This window comes from Streptomyces sp. YGL11-2 (assembly GCF_050054615.1).
In the GTDB taxonomy this organism is placed as follows: Bacteria; Actinomycetota; Actinomycetes; order Streptomycetales; family Streptomycetaceae; genus Streptomyces.
On sequence record NZ_JBNHIN010000020.1, the window covers coordinates 1 to 23,682 of the forward strand.

General features: G+C 67.8%; 17 protein-coding genes and 2 pseudogenes. 10 read left to right on the top strand and 9 right to left on the bottom strand.

Going from position 1 to position 23,682, the window contains the following annotated elements; genetic code table 11:
- The 7 genes from ACO1BR_RS22685 to ACO1BR_RS22715 all read right to left on the bottom strand — a co-directional run.
- On the bottom strand, window positions 1-215 hold a 215-nt coding region (locus tag ACO1BR_RS22685; RefSeq protein WP_426796911.1), incomplete at its 3' end, for an SDR family NAD(P)-dependent oxidoreductase.
- A 237-nt stretch (window positions 216-452) separates the two neighbouring features.
- The gene (locus tag ACO1BR_RS22690; protein ID WP_426796912.1) at window positions 453-1,163 is read right to left on the bottom strand and encodes an RES family NAD+ phosphorylase; all 711 of its coding nucleotides are present in this window, start codon (window positions 1,161-1,163) and stop codon (window positions 453-455) included.
- A complete protein-coding gene (locus ACO1BR_RS22695) occupies window positions 1,160-1,864 on the bottom strand; it encodes a hypothetical protein (RefSeq protein ID WP_426796913.1) in 705 nt (234 codons plus the stop codon). The genes ACO1BR_RS22690 and ACO1BR_RS22695 overlap by 4 nt, the downstream gene beginning before the upstream one ends.
- Window positions 1,865-3,583: 1,719 nt before the next feature.
- The gene (locus tag ACO1BR_RS22700) at window positions 3,584-4,612 is read right to left on the bottom strand and encodes a Wadjet anti-phage system protein JetD domain-containing protein (protein WP_426796914.1); all 1,029 of its coding nucleotides are present in this window, start codon (window positions 4,610-4,612) and stop codon (window positions 3,584-3,586) included.
- Window positions 4,613-4,679: 67 nt separating this feature from the next.
- Window positions 4,680-9,146, bottom strand: coding sequence for a hypothetical protein (locus ACO1BR_RS22705; RefSeq protein WP_426796915.1), 4,467 nt, complete (start codon window positions 9,144-9,146; stop codon window positions 4,680-4,682).
- A 12-nt stretch (window positions 9,147-9,158) separates the two neighbouring features.
- Complete coding sequence (locus ACO1BR_RS22710; RefSeq protein ID WP_426796916.1) at window positions 9,159-9,974, bottom strand: hypothetical protein; 816 nt, start codon at window positions 9,972-9,974, stop codon at window positions 9,159-9,161.
- Window positions 9,971-11,467 carry a hypothetical protein gene (locus ACO1BR_RS22715; protein WP_426796917.1) on the bottom strand — a complete coding sequence of 499 codons (1,497 nt, stop codon included), beginning with the start codon at window positions 11,465-11,467 and terminating at the stop codon, window positions 9,971-9,973. Before ACO1BR_RS22715 ends, ACO1BR_RS22710 begins: the two co-directional genes overlap by 4 nt.
- Before the next feature lie 443 nt (window positions 11,468-11,910).
- Here ACO1BR_RS22715 and ACO1BR_RS22720 point away from each other — a divergent pair.
- From ACO1BR_RS22720 to ACO1BR_RS22735, 4 genes and pseudogenes are all read left to right on the top strand, one after another.
- Window positions 11,911-12,006 (top strand): annotated as a pseudogene (locus ACO1BR_RS22720) (protein-L-isoaspartate(D-aspartate) O-methyltransferase); the annotation flags it as partial.
- 23 nt (window positions 12,007-12,029) lie between these two features.
- Window positions 12,030-12,201 (top strand): annotated as a pseudogene (locus ACO1BR_RS22725) (ATP-binding protein); the annotation flags it as partial.
- A gap of 253 nt (window positions 12,202-12,454) precedes the next feature.
- Window positions 12,455-13,324, top strand: coding sequence for a HalD/BesD family halogenase (locus ACO1BR_RS22730; RefSeq protein WP_426796918.1), 870 nt, complete (start codon window positions 12,455-12,457; stop codon window positions 13,322-13,324).
- Window positions 13,325-14,232: 908 nt separating this feature from the next.
- Window positions 14,233-16,062, top strand: coding sequence for a choline/carnitine O-acyltransferase (locus tag ACO1BR_RS22735; RefSeq protein WP_426797015.1), 1,830 nt, complete (start codon window positions 14,233-14,235; stop codon window positions 16,060-16,062).
- Between the two features lie 153 nt (window positions 16,063-16,215).
- Here ACO1BR_RS22735 and ACO1BR_RS22740 read toward each other — a convergent pair whose 3' ends face one another.
- Entirely contained in the window at window positions 16,216-16,638 is a 423-nt protein-coding gene (locus tag ACO1BR_RS22740) for a YjbQ family protein (protein ID WP_426796919.1), read from the bottom strand.
- 617 nt (window positions 16,639-17,255) lie between these two features.
- Between ACO1BR_RS22740 and ACO1BR_RS22745 the strand changes: the two genes are divergently transcribed.
- The 5 genes from ACO1BR_RS22745 (at window position 17,256) to ACO1BR_RS22765 (ending at window position 20,641) form a co-directional block, all read left to right on the top strand.
- Complete coding sequence (locus ACO1BR_RS22745) at window positions 17,256-17,426, top strand: hypothetical protein (protein WP_426796920.1); 171 nt, start codon at window positions 17,256-17,258, stop codon at window positions 17,424-17,426.
- Window positions 17,427-17,876: 450 nt separating this feature from the next.
- Window positions 17,877-18,062 carry a hypothetical protein gene (locus tag ACO1BR_RS22750; RefSeq protein ID WP_426796921.1) on the top strand — a complete coding sequence of 62 codons (186 nt, stop codon included), beginning with the start codon at window positions 17,877-17,879 and terminating at the stop codon, window positions 18,060-18,062.
- 108 nt (window positions 18,063-18,170) lie between these two features.
- The gene (locus ACO1BR_RS22755) at window positions 18,171-18,485 is read left to right on the top strand and encodes a hypothetical protein (RefSeq protein WP_426796922.1); all 315 of its coding nucleotides are present in this window, start codon (window positions 18,171-18,173) and stop codon (window positions 18,483-18,485) included.
- Window positions 18,482-19,972: an NACHT domain-containing protein gene (locus ACO1BR_RS22760; protein WP_426796923.1), complete on the top strand. Its 1,491-nt coding sequence runs from the start codon at window positions 18,482-18,484 to the stop codon at window positions 19,970-19,972. The genes ACO1BR_RS22755 and ACO1BR_RS22760 overlap by 4 nt, the downstream gene beginning before the upstream one ends.
- A gap of 294 nt (window positions 19,973-20,266) precedes the next feature.
- Window positions 20,267-20,641: a hypothetical protein gene (locus ACO1BR_RS22765; protein WP_426796924.1), complete on the top strand. Its 375-nt coding sequence runs from the start codon at window positions 20,267-20,269 to the stop codon at window positions 20,639-20,641.
- A gap of 186 nt (window positions 20,642-20,827) precedes the next feature.
- Here ACO1BR_RS22765 and ACO1BR_RS22770 read toward each other — a convergent pair whose 3' ends face one another.
- Entirely contained in the window at window positions 20,828-21,604 is a 777-nt protein-coding gene (locus ACO1BR_RS22770; RefSeq protein ID WP_426796925.1) for a cutinase family protein, read from the bottom strand.
- 1,295 nt (window positions 21,605-22,899) lie between these two features.
- Here ACO1BR_RS22770 and ACO1BR_RS22775 point away from each other — a divergent pair.
- Complete coding sequence (locus ACO1BR_RS22775) at window positions 22,900-23,283, top strand: hypothetical protein (protein ID WP_426796926.1); 384 nt, start codon at window positions 22,900-22,902, stop codon at window positions 23,281-23,283.
- Window positions 23,284-23,682 lie beyond the last annotated feature (399 nt).

The window sequence follows — 23,682 nt, forward strand, 5'->3', positions numbered from 1 at the left end:
TCAACCGTCGTCTCGACGAGCTCGCACACGGCCTCGGGGTCGGCGGCGTCGGAAGGGTGGGCCAACGCTCCGGTCTCCTGAGCCACCCGGCGCAGTGGCTCGGGCCGCCGCCCGGAGATCACGACCTGGTGCCCGGCCGCACGCAGCAACCTGGCGGTGGCGGCCCCGATTCCCGTTCCCCCGCCCGTTACCAGGACAACACGCTGTTCCGACATGGTCGTTCGCCTCCGAAGGTGGTCAGCTTCCGGTTCCCCGCACTGCGAGCATACGAAGCGCCGACACCGCCGGGCCGACGGGGTGCGGCTGCCGTCGGCACCGCGGCTGGGTGGGGGAAGGAACGACCGCGGCGAAGGGCAGCGGCGATCTATCGGTGGAACGGTGTGCTTGTGTGTGGGGGAGGCTTGCGGCCCAAGCACGCCGCACCGAGACGGTCCTGCTCCTCAACCCGGCACTCAGCAGCACTGGTGAGCCGGAGGCCGACCAGTCCGTGCCGACCACGTCAGCTCAGCGCGTGCTGTTTCTGGCGCTTCTTCACCCAGCCCCGGAGTGTCTCCGGGTTCTTCGGTCGTGTCGAAGTCCACAGCGTCCGCCTCATCCGCGCGCAGCGCCCCGACCGGGCTGCGGTCACCGAACAACACCACCGTCCGGTCCCCGGGCTCCCGCTTGGACGACCACACCAGCCCCTGGGCCCACGGCTCGGTGTGGTGGCGGATCCAGTGCGCCCAGTCGCGGGTGTACGGGTACTCATGCGCCTCGGCATGCACCAGCCAGCTGTCCTGATGCACCGCTGCCAGATCCTGTGCGGTCATCAGAGGGAGGACGCAGAGATCGGCGGTGAGCCGCAACATACTGAGCCGACGTCCGTCGACCGCGCGACGCGGCAGCAGCCGCGGCCCTCCCAAGGGATCGAAGGGCAGCGAGCGCAGCATCGTCTCGCACACGGCCGCCGCCGCGCTCAGGCCCGCGTACAGATAGCCGTACGGATCGCAGGGCCTACCGTCGAATCGGCCACCCCCGTAGAGACAGTGGGAGAGCCTGGGATTGAAGTCGGCGGCGGCGCGGTGGGATGCGTGGACGCGGTACAGCAGGGTGCCGCGGGCCAGCGCCACCTTGCCGGGGGTGCCGGTCAACGCCTCAGGCGGCCGGTAGTTGGGCACCGTCACCCACCCCCCATCCATACGTCTTCCACCAACAACCGTGCCGTCTCTGCGAGTTGGAGGTCGCGTCCAGTGCCGAGCAGCCGGGAGGGGCTGGTGCCCAGCCAGGAGTTGACCGACAGCCACCAGTCTGCGGCGCCCCAGGGGTCGCGGTCGGCGGCCAACAGCGCGTAGACCTCCAGGACGATCAGCCAGGGCAGGGTGTCCTCGGCGAACTGGAAGCTCGGCAGTTGCAGCCGCCCGCCCACGCCCGGCAGCCGGATCAGATCGGGTGAGAAGGGGGCGCCGCCGTGCCGCAGCAAGGTCTCGGCGTCCCGAGCCGGCTCCGCAAGCAGGCGTTCACGCACCGGGCCGAGGACCGGCCCGACCATGCGGTGCCCGTCCATCAGCAGCACGGCCAGGTCCTCGGGCGCGAAGCCCTGCACCATCGGGTGGCCACCGGGGACGGCTGGAACCGCGACGAGCCGCGCCTGCGCGGCGGTCCCGAGCTCCTCGGACAGCCGCTCCCGCAGCAGCCCGGCAGCCTCGTCCGCGGCGGCCGCGCGGACGGGCGACTCCCGCTCCGGGTCTCGCACGACGGCGAGCAGTGCAGCCAGCCGGGCGCGGGTGTCCTCGCCGAGGCGCCCCGCGACCTGGTCCCATCCCGCCGCGGCCGCGGCGAGGACGACGTACGGATCGTCCGACCCAACCGGGCCCACGGCACCCACCGGCTTCAACGCTCCTCCCTGCCCGCGTCGACCTTCTCGCACTCCGCGTGCGCCTCGTGCTCCCGCTCGTCTGCGTTGCGCTCCGCGAGTCGCCCCAGCAGCCGCTCCAGGAGGTCGGCGAGAGCGTGGCGCCGTACGACGAAGTGGATGTCCCACTTGGCGCCGCGGGCGAGTTCGGCCTCGACCGCGGGCCACAGAGCTGCGAAGCTCTCGAGCGGGCTGAGTCCGCCGCGCCCAGCACCGAACAGTGGCAGGCAGACGGAGCGCAGCGGGGGGGGGCGTGTCGCCCGGCCTCCTCGGCGAGCAGAGCGAAGACCCGCGCTACTCCTCTGGTGATGTCAGCGGGCTGCACGTCGTAGTCGTTGCTCTCGGGGCGGGGCACGGCCACGGCCACGTGGTAAAGGCGGCGGATGCCCTGCCCGTCGAGCGCGCCCGCGGAGGAGACGGCGACGGTACCCGGCAGGACCGTCCGGCTGGCGGCCCCGTGCCGGACGATCCATTCCTCCAGCTCGTCATGGATCCGGTCCTCGACGAGTCCCCCGGCAGGGTCCCGACGCGCCCCCGCGCGGCGCAGGGTCGCAGAGACGGAAGACTTGTAAGGCGCGGGCAGCGCGAAGTACGTGTTCGAGGGGGAGACGACGACGTCGATGTCGCGCAGCAGGTCGACGGAGTGGACGTGCACGGTAACGGAGCATGTGCGGTGGCGCATCCGGACGTTCAAGAACCGGTGGGCAGATTGGATGCGGTCGGACGGGACCGGGACGGCGGGGAGCGGCACGGTGCACCCGGCGGCCCGCACGATCTCCTCCGCGACCTGCCCCAGCACCATGAGTTCGTGGTGCTTGCGGAAGCGCTCGACACTCACCCCGTACTCCTGGGCGGCGCGTCTGCGCCGATCGGCAGCCGACCAGTCCCGGGTGCCCTGGTCGAGACCGAGGCTTTACTCGGCGGCAGTCTGTAAAGTGCCCCCGCCCATCCGGGAGACGGCAAGCCGCAGTACCTTCTCGACCGGTCCCCCTGCAACTCGCCGCCTTCCCAGGGAAGATCATGGGCGACCTGATCGAGCACCGGCACGTCGCGGTCACGCAGTCTGACGACGCCGGCTCGCCGCACTTTCCCCACCTCTGCAAGGGCCGCTCCGTGATCGGGCACATACGAGTGTTGCGGCGGCATGGCGATCAGCATGTACTACCGCTACGACTCTCACAAGCCCGTTCCATCCCACCATTGCCGCGCACGGGCCGGGCGCGAACGGGCCGAATCCCTGGCAGGACAGGGCCCGTGACGGATCGTCCATGGATCCCACGCCAGCCGAGAACGGTCGACGCGTCGATCTCAACAGGGAAGTCTGCGGGTAGGCCCACGCAGTCGCACGGACGCCGGGGGAACGGTAAGCACCGCCACGCCCGTGCTTCTTGGCGCGTGGCTCCCACCAGTGAGGACCTTCACCTCCGGCGAGAGGATCGATCGCTGCGGACGACAATTCCGAGACGCCTCTTCCAGAGCACTCCGCGGATCGTTTGGTGCGGCCGGACTTCGCCTCTACAGTCCCACTGACCCGGTGCCCTAACCGAGGAAGCTCAACCGGACCCGGCGGTTGGGGTTGTCGCCGTTGGTATCCGCGAAGCTCCGTTAGGGCAACCCCAGCCTAGCCGGACCGCTACGCGCACCAGGCAGGTACCGTGGTCATCCCATCTCGGGATGACCACGACGGCCTATTCAAACGAGGTCGGCGTGCCAAGCCGTGTTGCGGGTCAAGTACCGGTAGCCGACCCACTCCTGCGCCAGGCGCTGGCCTGCTGCCAGAAGGGCAACCGCCTTCGCCCGGTACGCCGTGGGCATCCACTCGGCCAGAGCACAAGCCTCACCTGTATCGATACCCTTCTCCTTCGCATCGCGTGCGCGTCCGAGTTCCAGCAGAGCGCCGTAAAGACGCTCAGTGGGCTGGACAGTTGGGAGACCCCGATCGCTGGCCGTCCTAGATGCCGCGTGCGGAATGCGGATACCGCTGAGATCGAGGTCCCCGAAGTAACGGATCTCCGCGATGCGATGCTTGGTCGCGAGCGTGTTGACCGATGCGCGGAATGTGCCGCCGAGTCCCCAGGCGACGTACCCCAGCCGGTGATTGTCGGGGAGGCTGTGCACGAGAGACCACCAGGTGGCCGCGTTCTCGACCACGAGCAGGATGTCTCCCGAGCCGACACGCTGATAGTAGCCGTCACCGATTTCGGTCAGAAACGTCTCCGTGAGCAGCGGCGGGTGCGTCATGAATGTACGCAGAGTCGCGTGCAGCCGGTCGGGGTTGCCGAAGATCGGCCCCGACCTCAGGGTGTCGAAGGTCTTTTCCGGCATGGGAAAATCCGCTTCACTTCCGTACGTTCCGAAGATCTCCAGAGCCCGCTCCCGGAGCGGCACAGAGAAGAGGTCCGGATCGCTCATCAGCCACCGGTTGACGGCCACGTACGCGGAGCGCTGCTTCGAAGTCGCTGTCGGCCACTCCCGGGCGAGCCGGTAGAGGTCGGGGTGCCAGTGCGGCATGGCCGGTACGGCGGGTCGCGGTGGAGCGGTGGCAGAGAGCCAGATCTTGAGAGGCAGGGATACTTTGTCCCGAGTACGTTGTTTCATCTGCTCGATCAGGCCGTGCTCTTCGAGTTCGTCCAACAGCCTCGACATGAGAAGGGGTTCGTATTCGCCGTCCGGGTTGCGGTTGTTCACCTTTCGGAATGCTGTCCAGATGTCGTCCAGCACGACGCGCGTCCTGCGTGCACCGTTCCAGCCCACCTCGGTGGCACCAGCTCTCAGGTGCCGGATGAACTCACTCTGTCTGTGCTTCACGCGTGTGTCCGTCTTCCGTCTCTCGCTTGAAGATTCTGGTGGTGGTGACGCTGCCTGTACCGTCCGGCTCAGGCAATGCGTCGATCACCTCCTGAATCCGGTCGGTCACAGTGAGATACTTGCGCCCCGCCCGCAGATCGGCGTCGTTGCGTAACCTCAGAATGAGAGGGAAGCGTTTCAGCGTGCCGTCGTCGGACAGCCCTGTGGTGTAGATAAGTTGCACGCCCAGCGCTTCGGCGACCTTGCGTTGGAGAGCAAGCAGATAGTCTGCGTTGGCCCGGCCGATCGGGTTGTCGAGGAACAGGACACCAGAGTGCGTGTCCCTCTCCCTGCCTCGGTTACTCGCCCTCAGGGCGGCCATGGTGCAGTACAGGAGGATGGCCGCCGTGAGGTGCTGTCCGCCGGAGAAGACGTCCTTGATCTCGGAGACCCTGATGCGCTCGTTGCGCAGCACGGCGTCGGGCTTGAGCATGTCGATCCGGAACCCCTTGGGGACTGCCGCCCTCACCCCCGCGAGCAGCAGTGACATCCCGTCCCTGCGCACCGTCCGCCCATCCGCGGTATGGCCCTTCGCCGCCTCGTCGATGACCTCGCCGATGCGCAGGTGCGCGGTGTCGTCCTGTGCCGGGGTAAAGCGGAAACGAAGGAACTCCTGAGCGGCCCAGTCGTGCAGGCTCGCCGGCAGCCGTGACATCCGCTGCGCCTGACGTAACGAGGCCAATGCCTTGTCTACCTGGGCTTTGAGGTTCCGCACGATCAGTGTGCGGTGTCGCTCTGTCTGGTCGATCTCCTCGTTCAAGGCGCGCAGCCGCGGCCTGAGGGCGTCGGACCACTCTGTGGAGCGAGCCGCCACCGTTTCCCAACCCGCGATACGAATCTGTGTCTGCACGCGGACGTGCAGGTCTTTGAACTCCTGGGCAGCGGTGTGGTGCGTGATCTTCTCCGTAGCCGCACGCAGGGTCTGCTCGTCAGTGCGGGCATTCGTTTCGCAGGTCGTACGTTCCTTGGTCAGCCGGGTGACGAGGTCCTGGGCCGTGTCCGCGTTCCCTTCATAGGGCGCGATGCCGGCAGCGTCGCTGTCGCCCTCGGGCAGGTCCGTGGTGAATCCGTCGACGATGAACTGGAAGGCCTTCGCCGAGGTTTCGGCACCCTCCAGTTGATGTCCGAGCCGCGTACGCACTTCCTGGTGGTCCGTCACCTTGCGAGCGCTCGACGTCTGCTGGCGGCCTGCTTCATCGACGGCTTCGGTGCAGGACTCGATATCGGCCGGGTACTTGGGAAGCTCTACTCGGGTCGTCACGCGATCCTTCGCAGCTGTCAGTTCGTCCGCACAGCGGGACACGGCCACTGCTGCCTTCCGTGCCCCGGTTTCGGCTTCCTTCGCCGCGTGGACCGCGCTCTCCAGCGCCGTCGCTCGTGCGGCTTCGTCGGAACCCTCGGGGCTCTTCAGCAGTACGGCCGCCCTGTCGCGGAGTTCCTTGGAGAGCCCGAAGTAGGCTCTTTTCGCTTTGCTGGCACGTTCGTTGGCTCGCTCACACTCTTCCAACAGGTCGCTCCCGACCTGGACTCTCAGGTATCGCGCTGCGGCCTGGTCGTACGTGCTCCGCAGCAAGGCTGTGGAGAGTTCCGGAACAGGGTCGGATCGGCGGACGTCCTCGCTTCCGGGTAGCTTGGCCCGTTCGTCGTTGACGATACGCACGGTGCGTCGGTGTTCGTCTGCTCTGCGTTGATGCTCGGTGACGAGCTTCTGCAGCTCAGCGGCCTCCTCCTCTGCTTTCCCGGCGGCTTCCTGGCGCTCCCGCATCCTCTCCTTCGCGACCGAGGCTTGCTCTGTCCATTCCGCCAGGTGGCCGTGACGGTCGGCGAGTTCCCCGAGACGTTCCAACCGTTTGGTGAGCGAGTCCCGAGTCTCACGCAGGGGCGGGAGCTCCTCCTTGACGTTCTGCCGCCGTTCCTGGAGCGTCCGGAGCACTTCCTGGCATTCGACCACCTTCGCTTCGGCGGCTGTGTGCTCCCGCACCACACCCGCGTGTTCTTCGGTCAGTGCGGTGATGCTGCCTTCCGGGTAGCGCGTCCGCCAGTCCGTGAGGGCATAGGTCAGGCTGCCGTCCTGCTCAATGCGGGTAGCCAGCTCCTCGGCCCGGGCGCTGTGTACGGCGTACCGAGCGTCGATCGCCTCGTGCTCGGCGGCCGCCGCGTCCACGTCGTATAGCGCGGGGTGGGGCGGGATCACCGCCTCAACGCCGTCTGTCAGTTCCGCCTCGGGGTCGGTGAAGGTCCTGGTTGTCGAAATCGACACGAACACGGTCGGCTGGGGACGTAGTGCCGTGAGTACTTCCCGGGCCCGGTCGATGTCGCCAGGATCGTGGAGGAGGATACCCGCGGCCAGGTGCGGCAGTCGCTCCACGATGTCTCGTCGTCGGTCGGCGTCGGGGAAGGCCGAGAGGTAGCGCCACCCCGGGACCGCGACCACTTTTGCGTCCTCAAGGGCCTTACAGGCGTCGGAGACCACTTGGGCGGGCGGCAGGAGGTCGCCTGCGGCCAGGGCGAGGCGTGCCTGTTCGTCGACGGACTCGGCGACCTTCAGCTCGATCCGTTCTCGTTCGGCCTCACCGCGTGCGGTGCTCAGCGCGCCCAGGAGCGAGGTGACGTCGCGTTCGAGGTCGATGTGCGGCACGTCGAGGAGCGCGGCGAGCCGGGGGGTCGCCTCCAAGCGCGCTGTTTGTGTGCGGACCTCGTCCAGGCGGGCGGTGAGACCGTCACGACGCCCACGCAGCTCTCCTGCCTCCGCCTCGGCCTTCCGTAACTCCTCCTGCGCGAGGGCCTCTCGATCTGCGAGTTCCGCCCATTCTTGTTCCAGATCCGTGACGCGCTGGGCTGCGTTGTCGCGTCCTTCCCGAACGGTCTCCACGGTACGGGGCAATGCGGCGGCGTCATGCAGCAGACCATCGGCGACGGCTGCCTCGACGTCCTCACGCAGACGTGTGATCCACTGGTCGAACTGGGCAGCCTCGTGTTCGGCCTTCGTGGCGTCCCGGTGCGCCGCGCGAGCACGCCCTTGTGCCGCGCTCTTCTCCTTTTCCCCCGCCGCAGCCCGCTTCAGCTCGTCGGAGGCGGTTTGGGCAGCTTCGTCAGCCGTCGCCCACAGGCTGCGTGCAAGGCAGCGGGCCGCGATGTCGCGCTCTTCCAGCGCCGGGCGCGCCTTCTCTTCCTCTGCGCCGATGAGATCGGTCAGCGCCTTGACCTGGGCGATGCTGTCGTCGTACTCATACACGGTCGAGGTCTCTCGCCACGCGTCGACGAGAGCTTGGGTCTGGGACAGTCCGTTCTCGCTTACCGTCAGCTCCCGCTGGGCTCTCTTGTGGTTCAAGTCGGCTAGATGGCACCTCAGTTCGGCCACGATCGCCTCGGCGTGATCAGCGGCGCGCGTTAGCTCATCAAGTTTCTCTTGCGACTTGACGACCTTTGCTCGCTGCCCGAGAACCACGTCCTGCTCGTTGAGCGCGCGCACCCGAAGCCGTCCGCCCAGTTCCGCGACGTCACGGGCGGCCTGCTCCGCTCGGCGCCGCGATAGCCGGGCCGCTTCGGCCAGTTCTACGATCGGGCCCAGGAGATCGAGCGCGCCGGCGACGAAGTCCCGCTCGGTGAGGAGCAACCCACGGCCCGCGAGCCGCTCCACATGTTCGGAGACCAGCGCCGCCAGGTCGTCCATTTCCTCGGACCTGACGATTGCCCGCAGCAGAAAGTCGACGAACTTCACGTCCGAATCGAGCTTGAGCCAGTTCGCCGCTTCGCCTTCGTCGACGTTCATCTCCCGCTGGTATCGGAAGAGTTCAGGGTCGATGCCGAGCAGCAGCAGGCGACTCGTCCAGTCGCCCTGATGCCGTGTCCAGTATAGGTCCAGGCTCTGGTCTGCCGCGTACGCCTCCTGGAGCTCGTCCCGGTATGTGTCCAGAGTGCACGACTTCGTACCGACCGCCATCGGGAGGTTCCGAAGGTTGATCTCGTCACTGGGCCGCAGGCAGTACCAGCGTTCGCTGAGGTTGTCCGAGATTTCGGAGGCGACCTGGTTGCGCCAGGCCAGCACCTTGCCGGTGATCAGCAGGTCGCCGGTGAGCGGGTTCATCCACTCCAGAACGATGTGGGACACGTCCTTGGGCATAACGAACTTCTCAAGGACGCGCGTGTTGGTCGTGCCCACGGTGTGGCGACGCCCGGGAAGGACGACGGAGAAGACGAGCTTGAGAAGAACGGACTTGCCGCCCCCGTTCTCCAGCAGGACCAGGCTTGCGGGCGAGGGCCGGTAGGTCGTGGCGGTGGCGTCGAAGAGAGCTCCCTGCTCGGCATCCACCGGACGTCCCGCGCCACCGAGGTCCAGGGTGACATCATGGAAGCGGGCACCGGCCGGTCCGACGGTTCTCAGCCGGACGCGGGATAGCTCGTACATGGCGCGGTTCTCCTAGTCGTACAGCGTCTCGGTGCGGGTGATCCGGGGCCTCCCGGTCCCAGCAATGGCCGGCAGCACCCCGAGTTTGGTCAGTTCCTCATAGGCACGTGTGCTGGCCAGCTCGCGCACATGGACCTGATAGCGGTGGGTGGCGACGAAGATCTTCTCCCCGTCCTCGGAGTCGGCCCTGCCTTGGTGGAACATTCCGCGGTCGACAAGGTGCGCGAGAGCCCGGCCTATGAGGCTGCGCGTGGCCGATGTCCCTGATCGCCCACCCTTGGTGGGGGCAACTTCGGGTCGGCGCTCGTAGGCCCGCCAGGCCCTCTCCAATTCCGGAGCTTGAGCCGGTGGATCCTGCGACTCCTCGCTCTCGGCGACGCGTTCCGCCAGCACTCGACACACCGATCGCACGAGCCGGTCGATGGACGACACCCGGACCTTGCCCTGGTAGCCGTCGTCGGCCAAATCCTCGGGCCGGGGGAAGGCCAGGGCCGCGACAGCCAGGTGCGTGATGCCGTACAGGATGCGCTCGGCCTCCCGGCTCTCCCGCATCCGCACGTGCCGGGCGTACTGGTCCATCCGAGTCTCGAAGGCCGACCCCGGCAGCGCGGTGTGCACCATGCCGGCACGCGAGGTGACCGCGATGACCCTCAGCCCCATTCCCGCCGCGTACCGGGTGACGAGCGTCTCGAAGTCCGGATCCTCGGCATAGCGCTTAACGAGCGTCGCGTAGGCACTGTCACGCGCGGGTCGGATCTTGGGCCTGAAGCCGTAGCCGATGAGTCTGCCCGCGGCCTCCGCGTCCTCGGCCATGGTCTCGATGGTCATGATCGTCCGCTGTTCCTCTCCAACCGGTCGGCGTCCAGAGCCGCACGATCGAATGCCGCGGACGTCAGCAACAAGTCGTCACCCTCGAATCCTTGGCTGTTCAAGGGGATCCCTGCCGATACGGCGAGCAGGACGCGGTCGGCTCTCTCGCTCAACGCCGCCCCCAACTGCGGACTGAAGGCCCGCAGTGCTAACAAGGCCAGCAGGCCGGGGAGTTCCGGATCGAACGCGGCGGCCTCCTCCAGCAGCTCTGACAACGGCCGTGCATCGTCGGCCAGATCGAGCAAAGACTCGGCCACGCGCTGCTGCTCGCCGGTGTATCCGCGCACTTCCACGACTGGGACGAGCTCCGGCTCCTCCTCCTCGCCCGTGAACCGGGCTCGTTCGGGTGACGGGGCGAGCAACGCAGGAACCAGCGTGGCCAGACAGAGCTGGTCATTCGCCGTCGGCCCTACGGACTGCTCGTAGAAGGAGCGCACCGGGTGGAAGGCATCTGCCAGCGTGAGCCCGAGCACCGGCTGAAGGAGGTCGCCGTACACGTCCACCGAAGCTCTGAGGGCGGTGCCGGCGAACTGTTGGCGATCCTGTTCGTCAAGGAAGAGCGTGCGAGCACCGCGCAAACGGATCTGCAGCCGAGTGTGCCGGCGAATGCAGTCCTCCACGATGTCGACCAGGTCGGCGGCCTGTCTCCTGCGGACGGGGTCCTCGGACTGGTCACGCTCGATGGAAACGGACCGAGCGATCGCGGACTCTTCCTGGAGCCGATGGTCGACGTGATCAAGAGCGTCGTTGAGGAGGTCCGGTACCTCGTCGGTCCAGTCAACGGTCGTCACATTCCGGCTAGTGGCGTCGAGTTGGGCGCGGATGATCTCCGCGTACTGAATGGTGCGGATACGGGCCTGTTCGGCCACGGCCTTCGCATCGGCCAGCCGCCCCCTACCGATGAGGTTGCGCAACCTCACCTCGGCGGCGATCTGTGCTGATTCCACATCTGTATCCAACGCGCCGACCAGAACGTTCAACGCCTCGTTGGAAGCACGCAGATACAAGTTGCCGTCGCTGTCCGAACGCTCTTCGATCAGCTTGAAGTCCCACTTCCTCAGCGCGTACGCGCCCACGCCGTCCACCTCTCCGTAGAAGCGGCGGAAGCCCCTGTCCGTGTCCCGTACGTTGATCAGGGAGTCGAGCACCCATCCGGCGACGCGTGTGTGCTCGTCGGTCGTGCGGTCAGGCGCCTGCCATCCGACGAAACCCCCGGCCCTGAGCAGGACCTGTTCGCGGTTCGCACCTGTGTCATAGTCCATCGCAATGGCCACGTGATCGATGATCTGCAGAGCCACCTCGGCCATCTGGTACTGAGAGCCGTCCAGCCACGGCAGTTTCACCTTGCGAATGTCGAGGTCGTGCAAGGGCGCTGTACAGGCCAGAGCCTTGAGCCTGCGTGTGAGCCCTTCGTCGGCCCATACGTTCCGTTCGCCCCCCAGATCATTCATGGCGTCACTAGACATGCTTGAAGCTGCGGATGTTGCCGGATCCACAAGGCATGGCGAGAATCGCGGATGCACCCCTTCCCATTCACCCGACAGTAACTTGTGGCGCCATAGGCTCACTTACTGCGGATACCTCGATAAGACCTCTACTGCCGATGCAGCATGCCCCAGAGAAGAGCCCAGCATTTTGGCCGAATCACGCCCTATCGGAAGGGCCGGGTCGATTACCCCTCTCACGCAAACGGCATCAGTTGCCGCGCCCGCCTGCCCCTGTGGCGAGCAGCTTGACGTGGATCAGGTCGAACAGCCCGTCGGACCCAATGCAGTGTTGACAGTCACCCTTCGGGACTTCCGGGGATTGCAGCCAGACATCAAGAACGGCGGCGACGTCAGCACGCTACGGGTCGCCCCTTGCGCCCGGCCGCCCCGGATAGGCCCGCCTGCGGCTGACCGGGCAGGGCGTCGGCAATGCCGAGGTCGTCCTCGGCGACGGGACCCTCGGGATGCCGACCCGTGCCCCGTACGACGCCGTCATCGTCTGCGCGGCCTTCCCGCGAGTGCCTGAGCCGCTCGTGGATCAGCTCCGCACGAGCGGCTCGATGCCGCGCTCGGCGGGCTGTCCGGCCGCCTCGGGCATGGCGATCTGGCCGGCATGTTCGACGCGCCGAGCGCCGTGGCGTTCGACTCGAGCGCCCATGCTGTCCATCGACCTGTCCCGCCTCGGCGGCGCGGGCGACGGCTCCTGCGCGAGGGGCGGCCCGTGCCGAACCAGCGAAGGCCTGCTGGAGCGCCCAGTTGGGCAGTGTGACGCGTCACAGACAACACGGCGCCACTGTGGGAACTTCAAGTGCCCTTCCTGCCAGCGGGGTTACTGAAAAGTCGAGAGTGAGGTCCGGCCAACCGCACGGATCGCGTCGCTCGTCCCGTGTGTGCGTAGGAGGCGGAAACGCGGGCCGGCGAGAGGGGCGGCCCGCATGTGGAGAGGATCGAATGCGCTCTTTGGAAGCCCTGACGCTCGATCAGGTAGTCGACACGGCCCGGTATCCCCTGTCGGAACTCGCGAGCTCCCGGGGACAGGACGTGGTTTCCCGTGCCCGGCGCGACCTGTTGACTCTCGGCTGCACCGTGCTGCCGGACTTCATCCGCCCGTCGCTGCGCGATGTGCTGCGGCAGGAGTGCTCGGCCATCGCCCCCCGGGCGCACCACGACGTCGAGACGGTGAACGTCTACAACATCGCAGTGGACTCGGCACTGCCGGAGGACCATCCGGGCCGGAAAACCTTCGAGCGGGGTAACGCGTTCGTCGCGCGAGACCGCATCCCCGCGGACTCCCTCATCAGCCAACTCTACTCCGACATGGTGTTCCGGCACTTCATCGCCCGCTGCTTCGAACTGCCGGAGCTGCACGAACTGGCGGACCCGCTCTCCGGGTTGGTTCTCAACGTCATCGCGCCGGGCATGGAGCACCCCTGGCACTTCGACACCAACGAGTTCACCGTGAGCATGCTCACCCAGCAGGCGCAGGCCGGCGGCGTCTTCGAGTACTGCCCGAACATTCGGACCGCGCAGGACGAGAATTTCGACGACGTCCGGGACGTAGTGGACGGCCGAGGCGAGCGGTTGACCCAGCGCCTCCCCCTGCAACCGGGTGACCTGCAGTTGTTCAAAGGGCGCTACTCGCTGCACCGAGTGAACCCGGTGCGCGGCGAGGTCGCGCGCCACTCCGCGATATTCGCCTACAGCGAGCGCCCCGGCGTCATCGGGAGCGTGGAACGGACCCGGCAGCTCTTCGGCCGGGTGCTGCCCGAGCACCTGGCGGCCGAGGGCCGGGCAGTCCGCGGCGACCGGCTCCTGGACTAGCGGGCGGCGAAACGCGTAGTAGCCGTAGGCCGTTTCCCCCTGCGCGATCCCACGGAGGAGTAAGCCCTGTGCGTTTCGACGTGACCGGAAAAGTCTCACTCGCCCACATCTACGACCAGCCCGATCCGCGCGCCTATTTCAGGGTGCTGCGCCCGCTCGACTACGGCGTTCCGCAGCAGGCCAAGCCCTACTTCGCCAAGATCATCACGGAGTACCGGGAGTCCCGGCACGTCGCGGTACCGAAGGTGCTGGACATCGGCTGCTCGTACGGAATCAACGCCGCCCTGCTGAAGTACGACGCGACCATGGACGAGCTGTACGCGCGCTACCGCGGCGAGGAGCGTGCGGGTGAGAGCCGCGAGGCTTTGCTGGCCCGCGACCGGGAGCTGGCTCGGTCGCGCCAACCCCCGCAAGCGATCCGCTTCGTGGGCCTCGACACCTCCGGCAGCGCGCTGTCCTACGCTCTTGAGGCCGGGTTCCTCGACAACGTGGTGCACGCCGACCTGGAGGAGCACGAACCCACACCGCGACAGCGCGCCCAGCTCTCGGGTACGGACCTGATGATCTCGACGGGCTGCGTCGGCTACGTCACCGAGCGGACGCTCACGCGAGTCGTCCGGGCGCAGGGCAGCCGCCGTCCCTGGATGGCGCACTTCGTGCTGCGGATGTTCCCGTTCGACTCCGTCGAGCGCACGTTGGCGAGTCTGGGCTACCGGACCGTCCGCGTCGACGAGGTGTTCAGACAGCGACGGTTCGCCTCCGCGCAGGAGCAGGCGCTCGTACTCGACAGTATGTCGGCCGCAGGGGTGGATCCACGGGGCCTGGAGGCAGAAGGCTGGCTGTACGCACAGCTCTACCTTTCCCGGCCGTACGACATCAGGTACCAACGACCCGAATCGAGAACAGAGTTGAAGACCAGTCAGGATGCGTCAGGCAACGCGACCTTCGCCCAGGAGGACAGCCTCCCGCGCGTGCCGCTGCCTACGCTGGAGGCGAGCTGCGAGAGGTTTCTCGCCTGGTGTACGCCGCTGCTGACCGCCGACGAGCGGTCGGCGACCGAGGCGGAGGTTGCCGCCTTTCTCCGACCCGGTGGCCCCGGCCGGGTGCTGCATGCCGCGCTGGAGGAATACGACGCCGCGGACGGCGTGCACAGCTGGCTCGACACCTTCTGGCCGTACCGATACCTGGGCCGCCGGGACCGGATCGCGCTCAACGCCAACTTCTTCTTCCTGTTCCAGGACTCCGACCAGGCGCAGGTGGAGCGGGCGGCCGGACTCGTCGCCGGGGCCCTCAACTACAAGCGGCAGCTCGATCAGGGGCTGATTCCACCGGTGGTGCAGCGCGGAGCGCCCCAGTCGATGGTGCAGAACAAGTTTCTGTTCTCCACCACGCGTATCCCCGGCGCGCAGCAGGACACCGTCCGCGCCCCCTACACCAAGGAGTGGCCGGGCCCGTCCGAGGCCCGGCACATCGTGGTGTTCTTCCGGGGCGGCATGTTCCGGCTGGACGTGCTGGGTCCGGACGGTGTCCCGCACAGCCTGGATGACATCGAGGCGGGGCTGCGCGCCGTGATGCAGGCCGGTGCCGACCCGGCCGACACGGACACCTCGGTGGGCCACCTCACCACCATGGCCCGCGCGGAGTGGGCGGCCGCCCGGGAGTCCCTTCTCGCCTGCCACCCCCGCAACGCCGACGCCCTCGACGGTGTCGAGAACGCATTGTTCTGCGTCGTTCTGGAGGACTTCGCCCCCGCGGACGTCCAGGACGCCTGTGACCAGCTGCTGTACGGCGACCGCGGCAACCGCTGGTTCGACAAGGCCGTGTCATTCGTCGTCTTCGCCGACGGACGGGCGGGCATCAACGTCGAGCACTGCGAGTTGGACGGAACCACGATCCTCACCTTCACCGACGCCCTGCTCAATACCCCGGCCGAAGGACAGTCCCGGCAGTCTGGAGCCCGCTCCCAGGGGCTGCCGGCGCTGGAGCCGATCGTTTTCGAACTGGACGACTCGCTGCGGGCCCAGGTGCGCTCCGCCTCCGACGCGTTCGCGGCGTACGGGGAGAACACGGCGACCAGCACGTTGTCGTTCGCGGACTTCGGCAGCAGCACGGCCAAGGTGTTGGGGGTCTCGCCGGACGCGTTCGTCCAGGCCGCTTACCAGCTCGCCCACCAGCGCGCCAAGGGGCACCTGGGCGCCACGTACGAGTCGATCGCCACCCGGCAGTACCGGCACGGGCGGACCGAGGCGATGCGCGTCGTCACCACCGAGATGGTGGCTTTCGTGTCGGCGATGGAGGACCCGGCAGCGGACGCGGACGCCCGGCGCGCCGCGTTCCGGGCAGCCACCGAGGCCCATGTGGCGCGCGCGAAGGCGTGCCAGGCCGGGCAGGTTCCGGAGCAGCACCTGTGGGAGCTGGAGCTGATCCAGCGCAGGCGCGGAGCCGAGCTCGGGGTGACCGAGCAGCCCGCGCTGTACCGGACGCCGGGCTGGCTGACCATGCGGGACGACTACCTGAGCACGAGCTCCGCGCCGTCCGTCAATATCCAGTACTTCGGCTTCGGGTCGACCAGCAGCCAGTGCATCGGTGTCGCCTATGTGCTGCTTCCCGAGCGGTTCAACCTCTACCTGAGCACGCCGATGGCGGTCGCTGCGCAGATGCGGACGTTCGCCGACCGGCTCCGGGAGGCGATGGACGAACTCCGGGAGCTGCTGGCGTCCGAGCGGCCTGAGGACTGAACGGAGCCCGCCGCCGGACCGGAACTCCCGGTCGGGGACCACGGTCCGGCGGCCCGGACGGCCTCAGTGGCTGAGCCGGCCATGGCCGAGGCCGGAGAACGCCGCTCCCGGTTGCGCACTGAGATTTGGCGGCCACCCCCAGGACGATCTTGCTCAGCCCAGGAAGCTCAGTCGAACCTGACGGTTGACATTGTCTTTATTGGTATCCACGAGGCACACCGACTGCCAGGTGCCGAGGGCGAGTTCGCCCCCGATCACCGGGAGCGTGGCGTGTGGCGGCACGAGCGCAGGAAGAACGTGGTCACGACCGTGACCGGGACTCCCGTGCTTGTGTCGCCAACGGTCATCCGCCGGAAGCAGATCGTGGAGGGCGGACAACAGGTCTTCGTCACTGCCCGCTCCGGTCTCCAGGAGCGCCACACCCATAGTGGCGTGCGGCGTGAAGACGTTCAGCAGTCCGTCCCGGCCCTGGGCGACGTCCCGCAGGAAGGACTCGCACTCTCGTGTCAGGTCGTAGACCGTCTCATGTGACCCGGTCCTGACGTCGATCTCCCGTGTCGCGAAGCTTTCAGCCATGGGTCGATCTTCCCAGAGCGGACCGACAAAACCTGATACGCACGCGGCCCCGCAGGGCCCCGCAGGTGCGCCGACACCACGGGGCCTGACACCAGGAGCTGACGTCACCCAGTACGAATTCGTCGCACCTGCCCTGCAGACAACTTCACCGTCAATCCGCGCGACAGTCGATGGCGCCGGCCCGGTCGTCACGCCGGGCCCCTTGGCGCCGCTCTGGGGGGCCACGTAGAACCGCTCCCGGACCGGCCCGTCGGGTTCAGTGATGCCACGGGTCTCTCCACTCGCTCACCGGCCGCCAAGGGCCGCGCTCAGTTGCTTCCAGTGGCATCGACTGGGGCCTGCGACAAACACCCGCCAAGGGCGAACAAGCGGCCCTTTGGCCAAGCCCCTCGACCAGAAGCCGCCCGCCGGGCTCTCTCATGCCCGTGAGCGGCCGCCTGACCCCCGCCAGGGGGCCGCATCGCCAACGGGAGCGCAGCTGAGGGTGTGTGCGATTCACGCGAACGGACCAGCTTTTTGACGGCATCATCCGCCAAACGGGTACCTTTGTGTGAATGCGTAGCCCCTAGCGCGCCTTTCTACAGGTGCCGCTGAATTCCGCCAAGGAGGAACAAGCCATGACGCGTCTTCGCCGAATAACGACCATCGCGGCGGCAAGTGCACTCCTCACTCTTGGGCTCATCGCGCCCGCCCAGGCGCAGTCACTCAGGGACGACGGGCACCATCACCATCACCACCACGCCCACGACCACTGCCTCCCCATCATCGGCTGCCCCATCTCTCTCTAGGCGATCGCGGAAAAGTAACCAGTTCGAAGACGTCCCGCGCTGCGGCATATCTTCTGGCGGATTCCATCTGCCAAACAGGAGCGGCACGTCGGCGCCACAGGAGCGCAAACCGCGCCGTAGAGGAAGCTCGACACCAGCCCCCACGGCATCGGGCACCTGGTGAGCCGCCGGGCGTTTTCCTGGCGAACCGCGTTTTGTGGGGCTGAGATGCGCACCAACAACCTGAATGGCCAGGCGCCTTGCATGATGTGCGGTGGGCAGCCGGGGTCCAAGTCCTTCTTTTTCTGAACCGAGTAGGAGAAAGAAGGGCACAGGGCAGCTTGCCTACCCCCTGACCCGCTCAGCGCCCCCAGATGCGGCGAAGGGCCCGGACGAAACACTGTCCGTCCGGGCCCTTGCCCTTCGCTATCGGCCGGTGCCGTCGCCCGCCGAATCCTCCGGCAGCCCAGGATGGGAATCACCAGGAACGTGATTGCGGCTCCGCACACCGCCCCGCAACGCCACCGGCTCGTCATGGATTTCGCGGGCACCGATCACCACAACGCCCGCTTTGTCGCGTACGCGATGCGGGTCATGGACCCCAACGACCCATCACACCAAGGGGAGTCCAACAGGTGCTCCGCCCGCAGCGCCTGACGGTTGCGGCGACTCGGTAGACGCCGTCCCCTCCGCGCTGCCGCTCGTGTTCGTGTTGCCCTCAACGATGGTGATCGTGCTCGCGTCGTAGGCAACGGCGGTGCCGATGTGCACGACGTGGTGGCCGCCCGGTTGAGCTCCGATCCGGCGCTGGAGCGCGTGGCGCAGGAGGCTGCCTGCGGCCTGGCGGAGCCAACCGAGCGCACCCGGAAGCGGCTGGAGCTGGCGTTGGAGGACGCGGCCGAGGGCGACCCCGTATTCGCCGAGAGACTGCAGCAAGCCGTGGATGAGGTCCAGGCACGCTCCAGTGCTGTCGACCCCGGCCTCGGCGGGTACATGGTGAGCGGGAACACCTTCGAGGGGCCGACCGCGTTCGTGATCGGTGACCGCAACCAACAGGACAACCACTTCGGGCCCCGGTGACCACTCCGGTGCCCGGCGGTACGTCGGGCAATTTCTTCAATGCCGCGTCCGCGTGGACGTCCGGCGACCACAACGTCCAGAACAACTACTTCACCGTGCGTTTTCCCGATCCGGTGGAGACGGCTGCGCAGAAGCTGGGGAAAGTGGTGCTGGCGCAGTGGCGGCAGGAGGCCGCTCTGCGCGGTCTGCTGGACCCGGAGCCGATTCCCGTTCGGTGGCACGCGAGGTCCAGCAGGGAGTCCGGGGATCACCTCCGCCTGACGGGGAATCCCATCGAGGGAAGTGCTGCGGATCTGGGCTCCTTCGCCTGCGCGTTCCTGCTGCTGCGGCAGCGGCGGCTGGTCGTGCTGGGCGGAGCGGGCAGCGGCAAGACGACCCTGGCCGTGTTGCTGGTGATCGAGTTGCTGCAGCGAATGCGAGAGGGGGCTCCTGCCCCGGTCCTGCTGTCGCTCGCCTCCTCGCGGCCGAGGGTGGAGCACCTGGCTACCTGGTTGGAGCAGCAGCTGTTGCGCGAGTATCCCTACCTGAGCGCCGAGACGGTCCGCATCCTCGTCCAGGACCAGCGCATCCTGCCGGTACTCGACGGCTTGGACGAACTGCCCACCGCCGACAGGCCGGAAGCGCTGCTGAAGCTCAATTCCGCCCTCGCGGCCGGTGGCTCCCTGGTGCTGACGTGCCGGACCAAGGACTATGCCGAGGCGATCGGCCCTGCTTCCGTGCTGCGCTCGGCCGCCGTGGTCCAGGCCGATCCTCTGACCGCCCAGGAAGCGTCGGGGTACCTGCTCAAGTGCGCCACTCCTCAACATCTGGCCCGTTGGCAGCCGCTCGCGGACGCGCTGACCCGGGGCCCTTTCAGCCCCGTGGCCAGGGCGCTGTCGGTTCCGTTGCTGCTGTGGCTGTGCCGCGTCGTCTATGAACGCCCGGCCCCGGACAGGCTTCCCGTCAGGCTCACCAATCCGTGCAGCTTCCCGACCGCTGAGGCGATCGAGCGCCATCTCCTGCACGCGCTGGTTCCGTCGGTCTATCCAAGTGGTCCGCAGCCGCCCCCTCAGCCCGGTCGAAAGGCTTCACGCCGGTGGTCCAAAGAGGACCGGGACCAGGGTTCCGGACGGGTCTCCCGCTGGTTCGGCTACCTCGCCGGCCACCTCAAGCAGCGGCGCAAACCCGACCTCGCGTGGTGGGAGCTGGGCACCAGCATGCACCCGTTGTCGCGCCTGACCGTGATCGGACTGGTGTCCGGGGCGAGCATCGGACTCATGGCCTGGCTCGTGGACTGGGTCATCTACACACTCGCCTACGTCGTCGGACCCGCACCCTGGCGGATGTCCTGGCCCGCCAGCGGAGTTCAGGTCGGGCGCATGGACGTGCGCGACATCGGGCTCCCGGCCGCGCTGGTCTTCGCACTCGCGCACGGCATCGGGGTCGCGTTCAAGGGCACGGCCCTGGAGCCGTCACGTGTACAGATCGACATCCGCAGCGGGAGGTAGCCGTCGGATGCCAGGTCCGTCCCCGAGATCCTTGGGCGGGCCAGGATCGGGTTCATTGCCGGGCTCGTGGCCGGGGTCGGGATCGGGTTCATGACCAGGCCGGTGAATTCGGTGTACTCCGGGAACGCGGGCTCGCTCGCGCTCGGGCTGTGGGAGGCGGTCGTCTTCGGGCCCACGTTCGCGCTCGGGGGCGGGATCGCGGGAGGGCTCATGGCCTGGTGTGAAGCTCCCATCGGCGTCGAATCCGCCCCCGGCCCCCGCGACCTGCGGAAGACAAGCCGTAAGACCGTACTCATGCAGCTACTCATGTTCGGGTCTTTGTTCGGGTTCTTGTCCGGGCTTGGGGGCTGGGTCACCTTCAAACTTCTGCACGGTTCTCTGTGGGGCGTCACGCTCGTATGGACCCCCGTCATTGCCGTCAGGGGCGGGTTCCTCTGCGCGTTCGGGGCCGGGATCGGAGCCGTGCCCGGTCTGACCGCGTGGGGTCAGTGGGTGGCCCTCGCGCGCATCTGGCTGCCGCTGACCGGACGGCTTCCATGGAGGGTGATGGCGTTTCTGGAAGACGCCCACCAACAAGGTGTACTGCGCCAGGCCGGCGAGGTCTACCAGTTCCGCCACACCCGACTCCAGGATCACCTCGTCCGTTCGCCAGAACTCCGCGATCGGTGACGTGCCGGTTCGGGAGAGACTGTCGGCGGACGATCGAAAACCCCCAGCCGTCGGACGGGGACGCGCAGTTCCGGAACATCACCCCCAGGGCCGGAGCCGCGCCGGGACGGACAGGTGCGGCCGGGCAGCCAGGTCCTCGTCCGAGGTGAGGTCGGCCGAGGACCTGGGCTGGGAGGCGGTGCGGGACTACGAGTTGGGCGCGTACCAGAAGGTCCCGTTCTGGCCGTCCTTGGCCAGGGTGTCGAACACGATGCCGCCTTCCCGCAGGTAACGCGGGTGCTGGGAGAGGAAACCGGGAATCGAGAACAGCGAAGTCGCGTCGCACGCGAGGTCGCTGTGGATGCAGTAGCGCGCGACGGGGATGCCCGCGAAGTCGACGGGCCCGGGGCCGGTCGACGTGAAACCGAACGCGCTCCAACCCCGGGGTACCCGGCTCCAGATCCCGGTGTCCGGCTGCCGCGGATCGGCGTAGAGCTTGCCCTCCACCTGCGACTTCGGGATGTCGGTCCGGTTCTCGGCGATCGCCTGCAGGACCTGGTCGGCTGCCTGCGCCCCCTGCGAGTAGCCGACGATCGTGTAGCGCGCGCCCGGATCGGCCTTATGGACCGACTCGACCTTGGCCAGCAAGTTGTCGTAGCCCTGCCGCTCGCTGTCGTCGTAGCTCGGAGCACCGATGCCCGGGATGGCACCGCCGCCGGCCTGCCATGGTCCGGCGCTGGCTTCGTAGCAGACCGGGACGACCACGTTGTCCCGATTCCCGGCGAGTGCCTGGTTGGCGAAGCCGTAGCTGTGCGTGCACGTCGGGAGCGGCTCCGAGCCGCCGGTGCCGCCGATCTCGATGTAGTAGTGCTTCCCGGAGTCGGCGTGAGCCACGGCGGGCGGCAGCCCGCCCGTCAGCGCCAGTAATGCCGCGCAGGCCGCAGCCCGCGCTGTGGACCTCCGAAGACGCGCGGAAAACATCATTTCTCTTCCTCTCCTGCTGATACTCCGTCGCCCGGCACTGCGAGGGCCCCACGCGGTGGGGTCGTCGGTGCCGGACACGCTGTGGTGTTCCGTTGGTGTGGGACCCCTACGACTTCGGCCACCGGGTACTCCGGGCCTGGGGATTGACCGGCAGACCCGTCAGTGCAGGGCTCCCAGGCCGTCTGCTCGACGGGGCGCTGCTCCCCCAGCCCTGGCCGCGGCCTGGGGGTTGGTGGCTGCTCCGCGAGGGTCGTCGAGCGGCGCGCGGTGGTGGCGAGCGGAAAGAAGCCCCCCTGATCGCGGTGCAGACGCAAGCGCACCTGATCGCCCAACGGGCCTGCGGCACGTCGTGTTGAGTATCGGCCAGGAACCGGGCGAGGCCGGGGAGGCGGCGAACAGGTGGGCGTTGACAGGACCGCCCGGGCGCGGGGGCGGAAGACCGGCACCCGACGGGTCGCGCAGAAGTTTCATCAATTTCCTTGCGAGCAGGGTGCGTTCGGCCACATCGCCCCATTCTCGGGCGACGAGCTCATCCCCTGGCACGGTTCTGTCGCGACGCGGCAGGAGCCCGGCCAGAACGTCCAACTCCAGCACGGCCCTCGGACCCACCCGCTGCCTACGGTGGATAAATAACCCGACCTACCCCAGGAAGGTGTAACCCCGCTCGCGACCTTCTCGTGCGACCGCTCTCATCCACATGCCCCCCATGCCATGAAGAATCACCGCGAACAACCAGTATCTCCGCGCGGCCCATCGGCATCCACACATCCATGTGCAGTTCGTGCCAAGAACGTGTACCCAAACCACGCACCCCGTCGGATCCAGCCACCGGTCCCCGACGCGGCGTCAGGTCGCGGCCGACATGGCGCAGGACGCGGCGGACAGCGGCCGCGTCGGCCTTGAGCCCGAGTCGGCGGAAGTCGGCCGACACCTGGGCCTCCGGCCGAAGGCTGGGGGAGGGTCCCGTGCGCTCCCCCAGCAGGGGTTCTCGGCTCCGCGCCGGATGATCAGGCTGCGGCGCGTCCGGACAAAGGTGGGCGTCCTGGCGAAGGGGCGCAGATCTCCTGGCGCCCGGATTCGTCGGGCGGTGCCCGGGGATCGTCGGGGCGTTGCCTGCCTGCGCGTTCACCAAGGCCGGCTCCGCGGGCTCGTTGCGCCGCCTGCGCTGATCAGCGTCCATCGGGGCAGACCCCGGCACAGGCCACCTCCAACCGCGCGAGATGACGGAACTTCGCGTGCTGGCCCGGACGAGTGGTCTCTCAGCACTCCGGGAAGGCCCAGTCGTTCCAGGTGACATGACCATTCGTAACTCAATGACTGTGCTTGTGGTCAGCGCGGTCACCGTCGGTGCCGGAGTTGTCGCAGCCGGCCCCGCCGAGGCAGGCAGCATCATCGGTGCCCTCTCCCCTGCGTTCCACCACGCATGCGCCAACGAACACACGGTCCCGCGTGCCACGGGCCGCACAGCCCATGGCACCGGAACGCTCGGCGGCAGCCGCGCCGCTACGCACGTCGTCAACGCTCGTAAACGGTGCGGTGGAGCGGATATTCCCCTGACGGAAAAGCGCCGTTTGGTCGCAAGGGGCAAGCACGTCAATCCATGCCTCCTCGTGACTGCCGTGCAATGTACGACCCGTGAGATGGGATCCCTCTCGGGCGATCTGTTCCTGACGTCCTGACAGCCTGACGGCCCGAGCAAGGTTGGTCACTTGCCCGGGCCTCGTGCGTCTCGAAGACGGCGGCAGCGCCCGCCCCGGCCTCCGCCTGGACAGCCGCCTCCGCCGAGCCGCCGCGCCCGCCGCGCTGGACTTCCGCGCGTGATGCCATCGGCACAGCGTCTGAAGGATCGCCGGTGCGGGGTCGTCGCCCGGGACGAGATGGTCCGGGTCGGTGGCCCGCGCCGTGCATCGGGCGCCCGTGTCCCGGAGAACGGCTGTGCGCTGGAAGCCGTCCCGCTGGTGGCAGTTGCACGTCACAGGCCGTCGCGGGGGGAGGGAGAGTGGGGTGGGGGCGGGAGGGGTGTTCGTGACTCTGGTCAATGCTGTGGCAACAAAGGTCCAGCAGCCGAGATGAGGTTT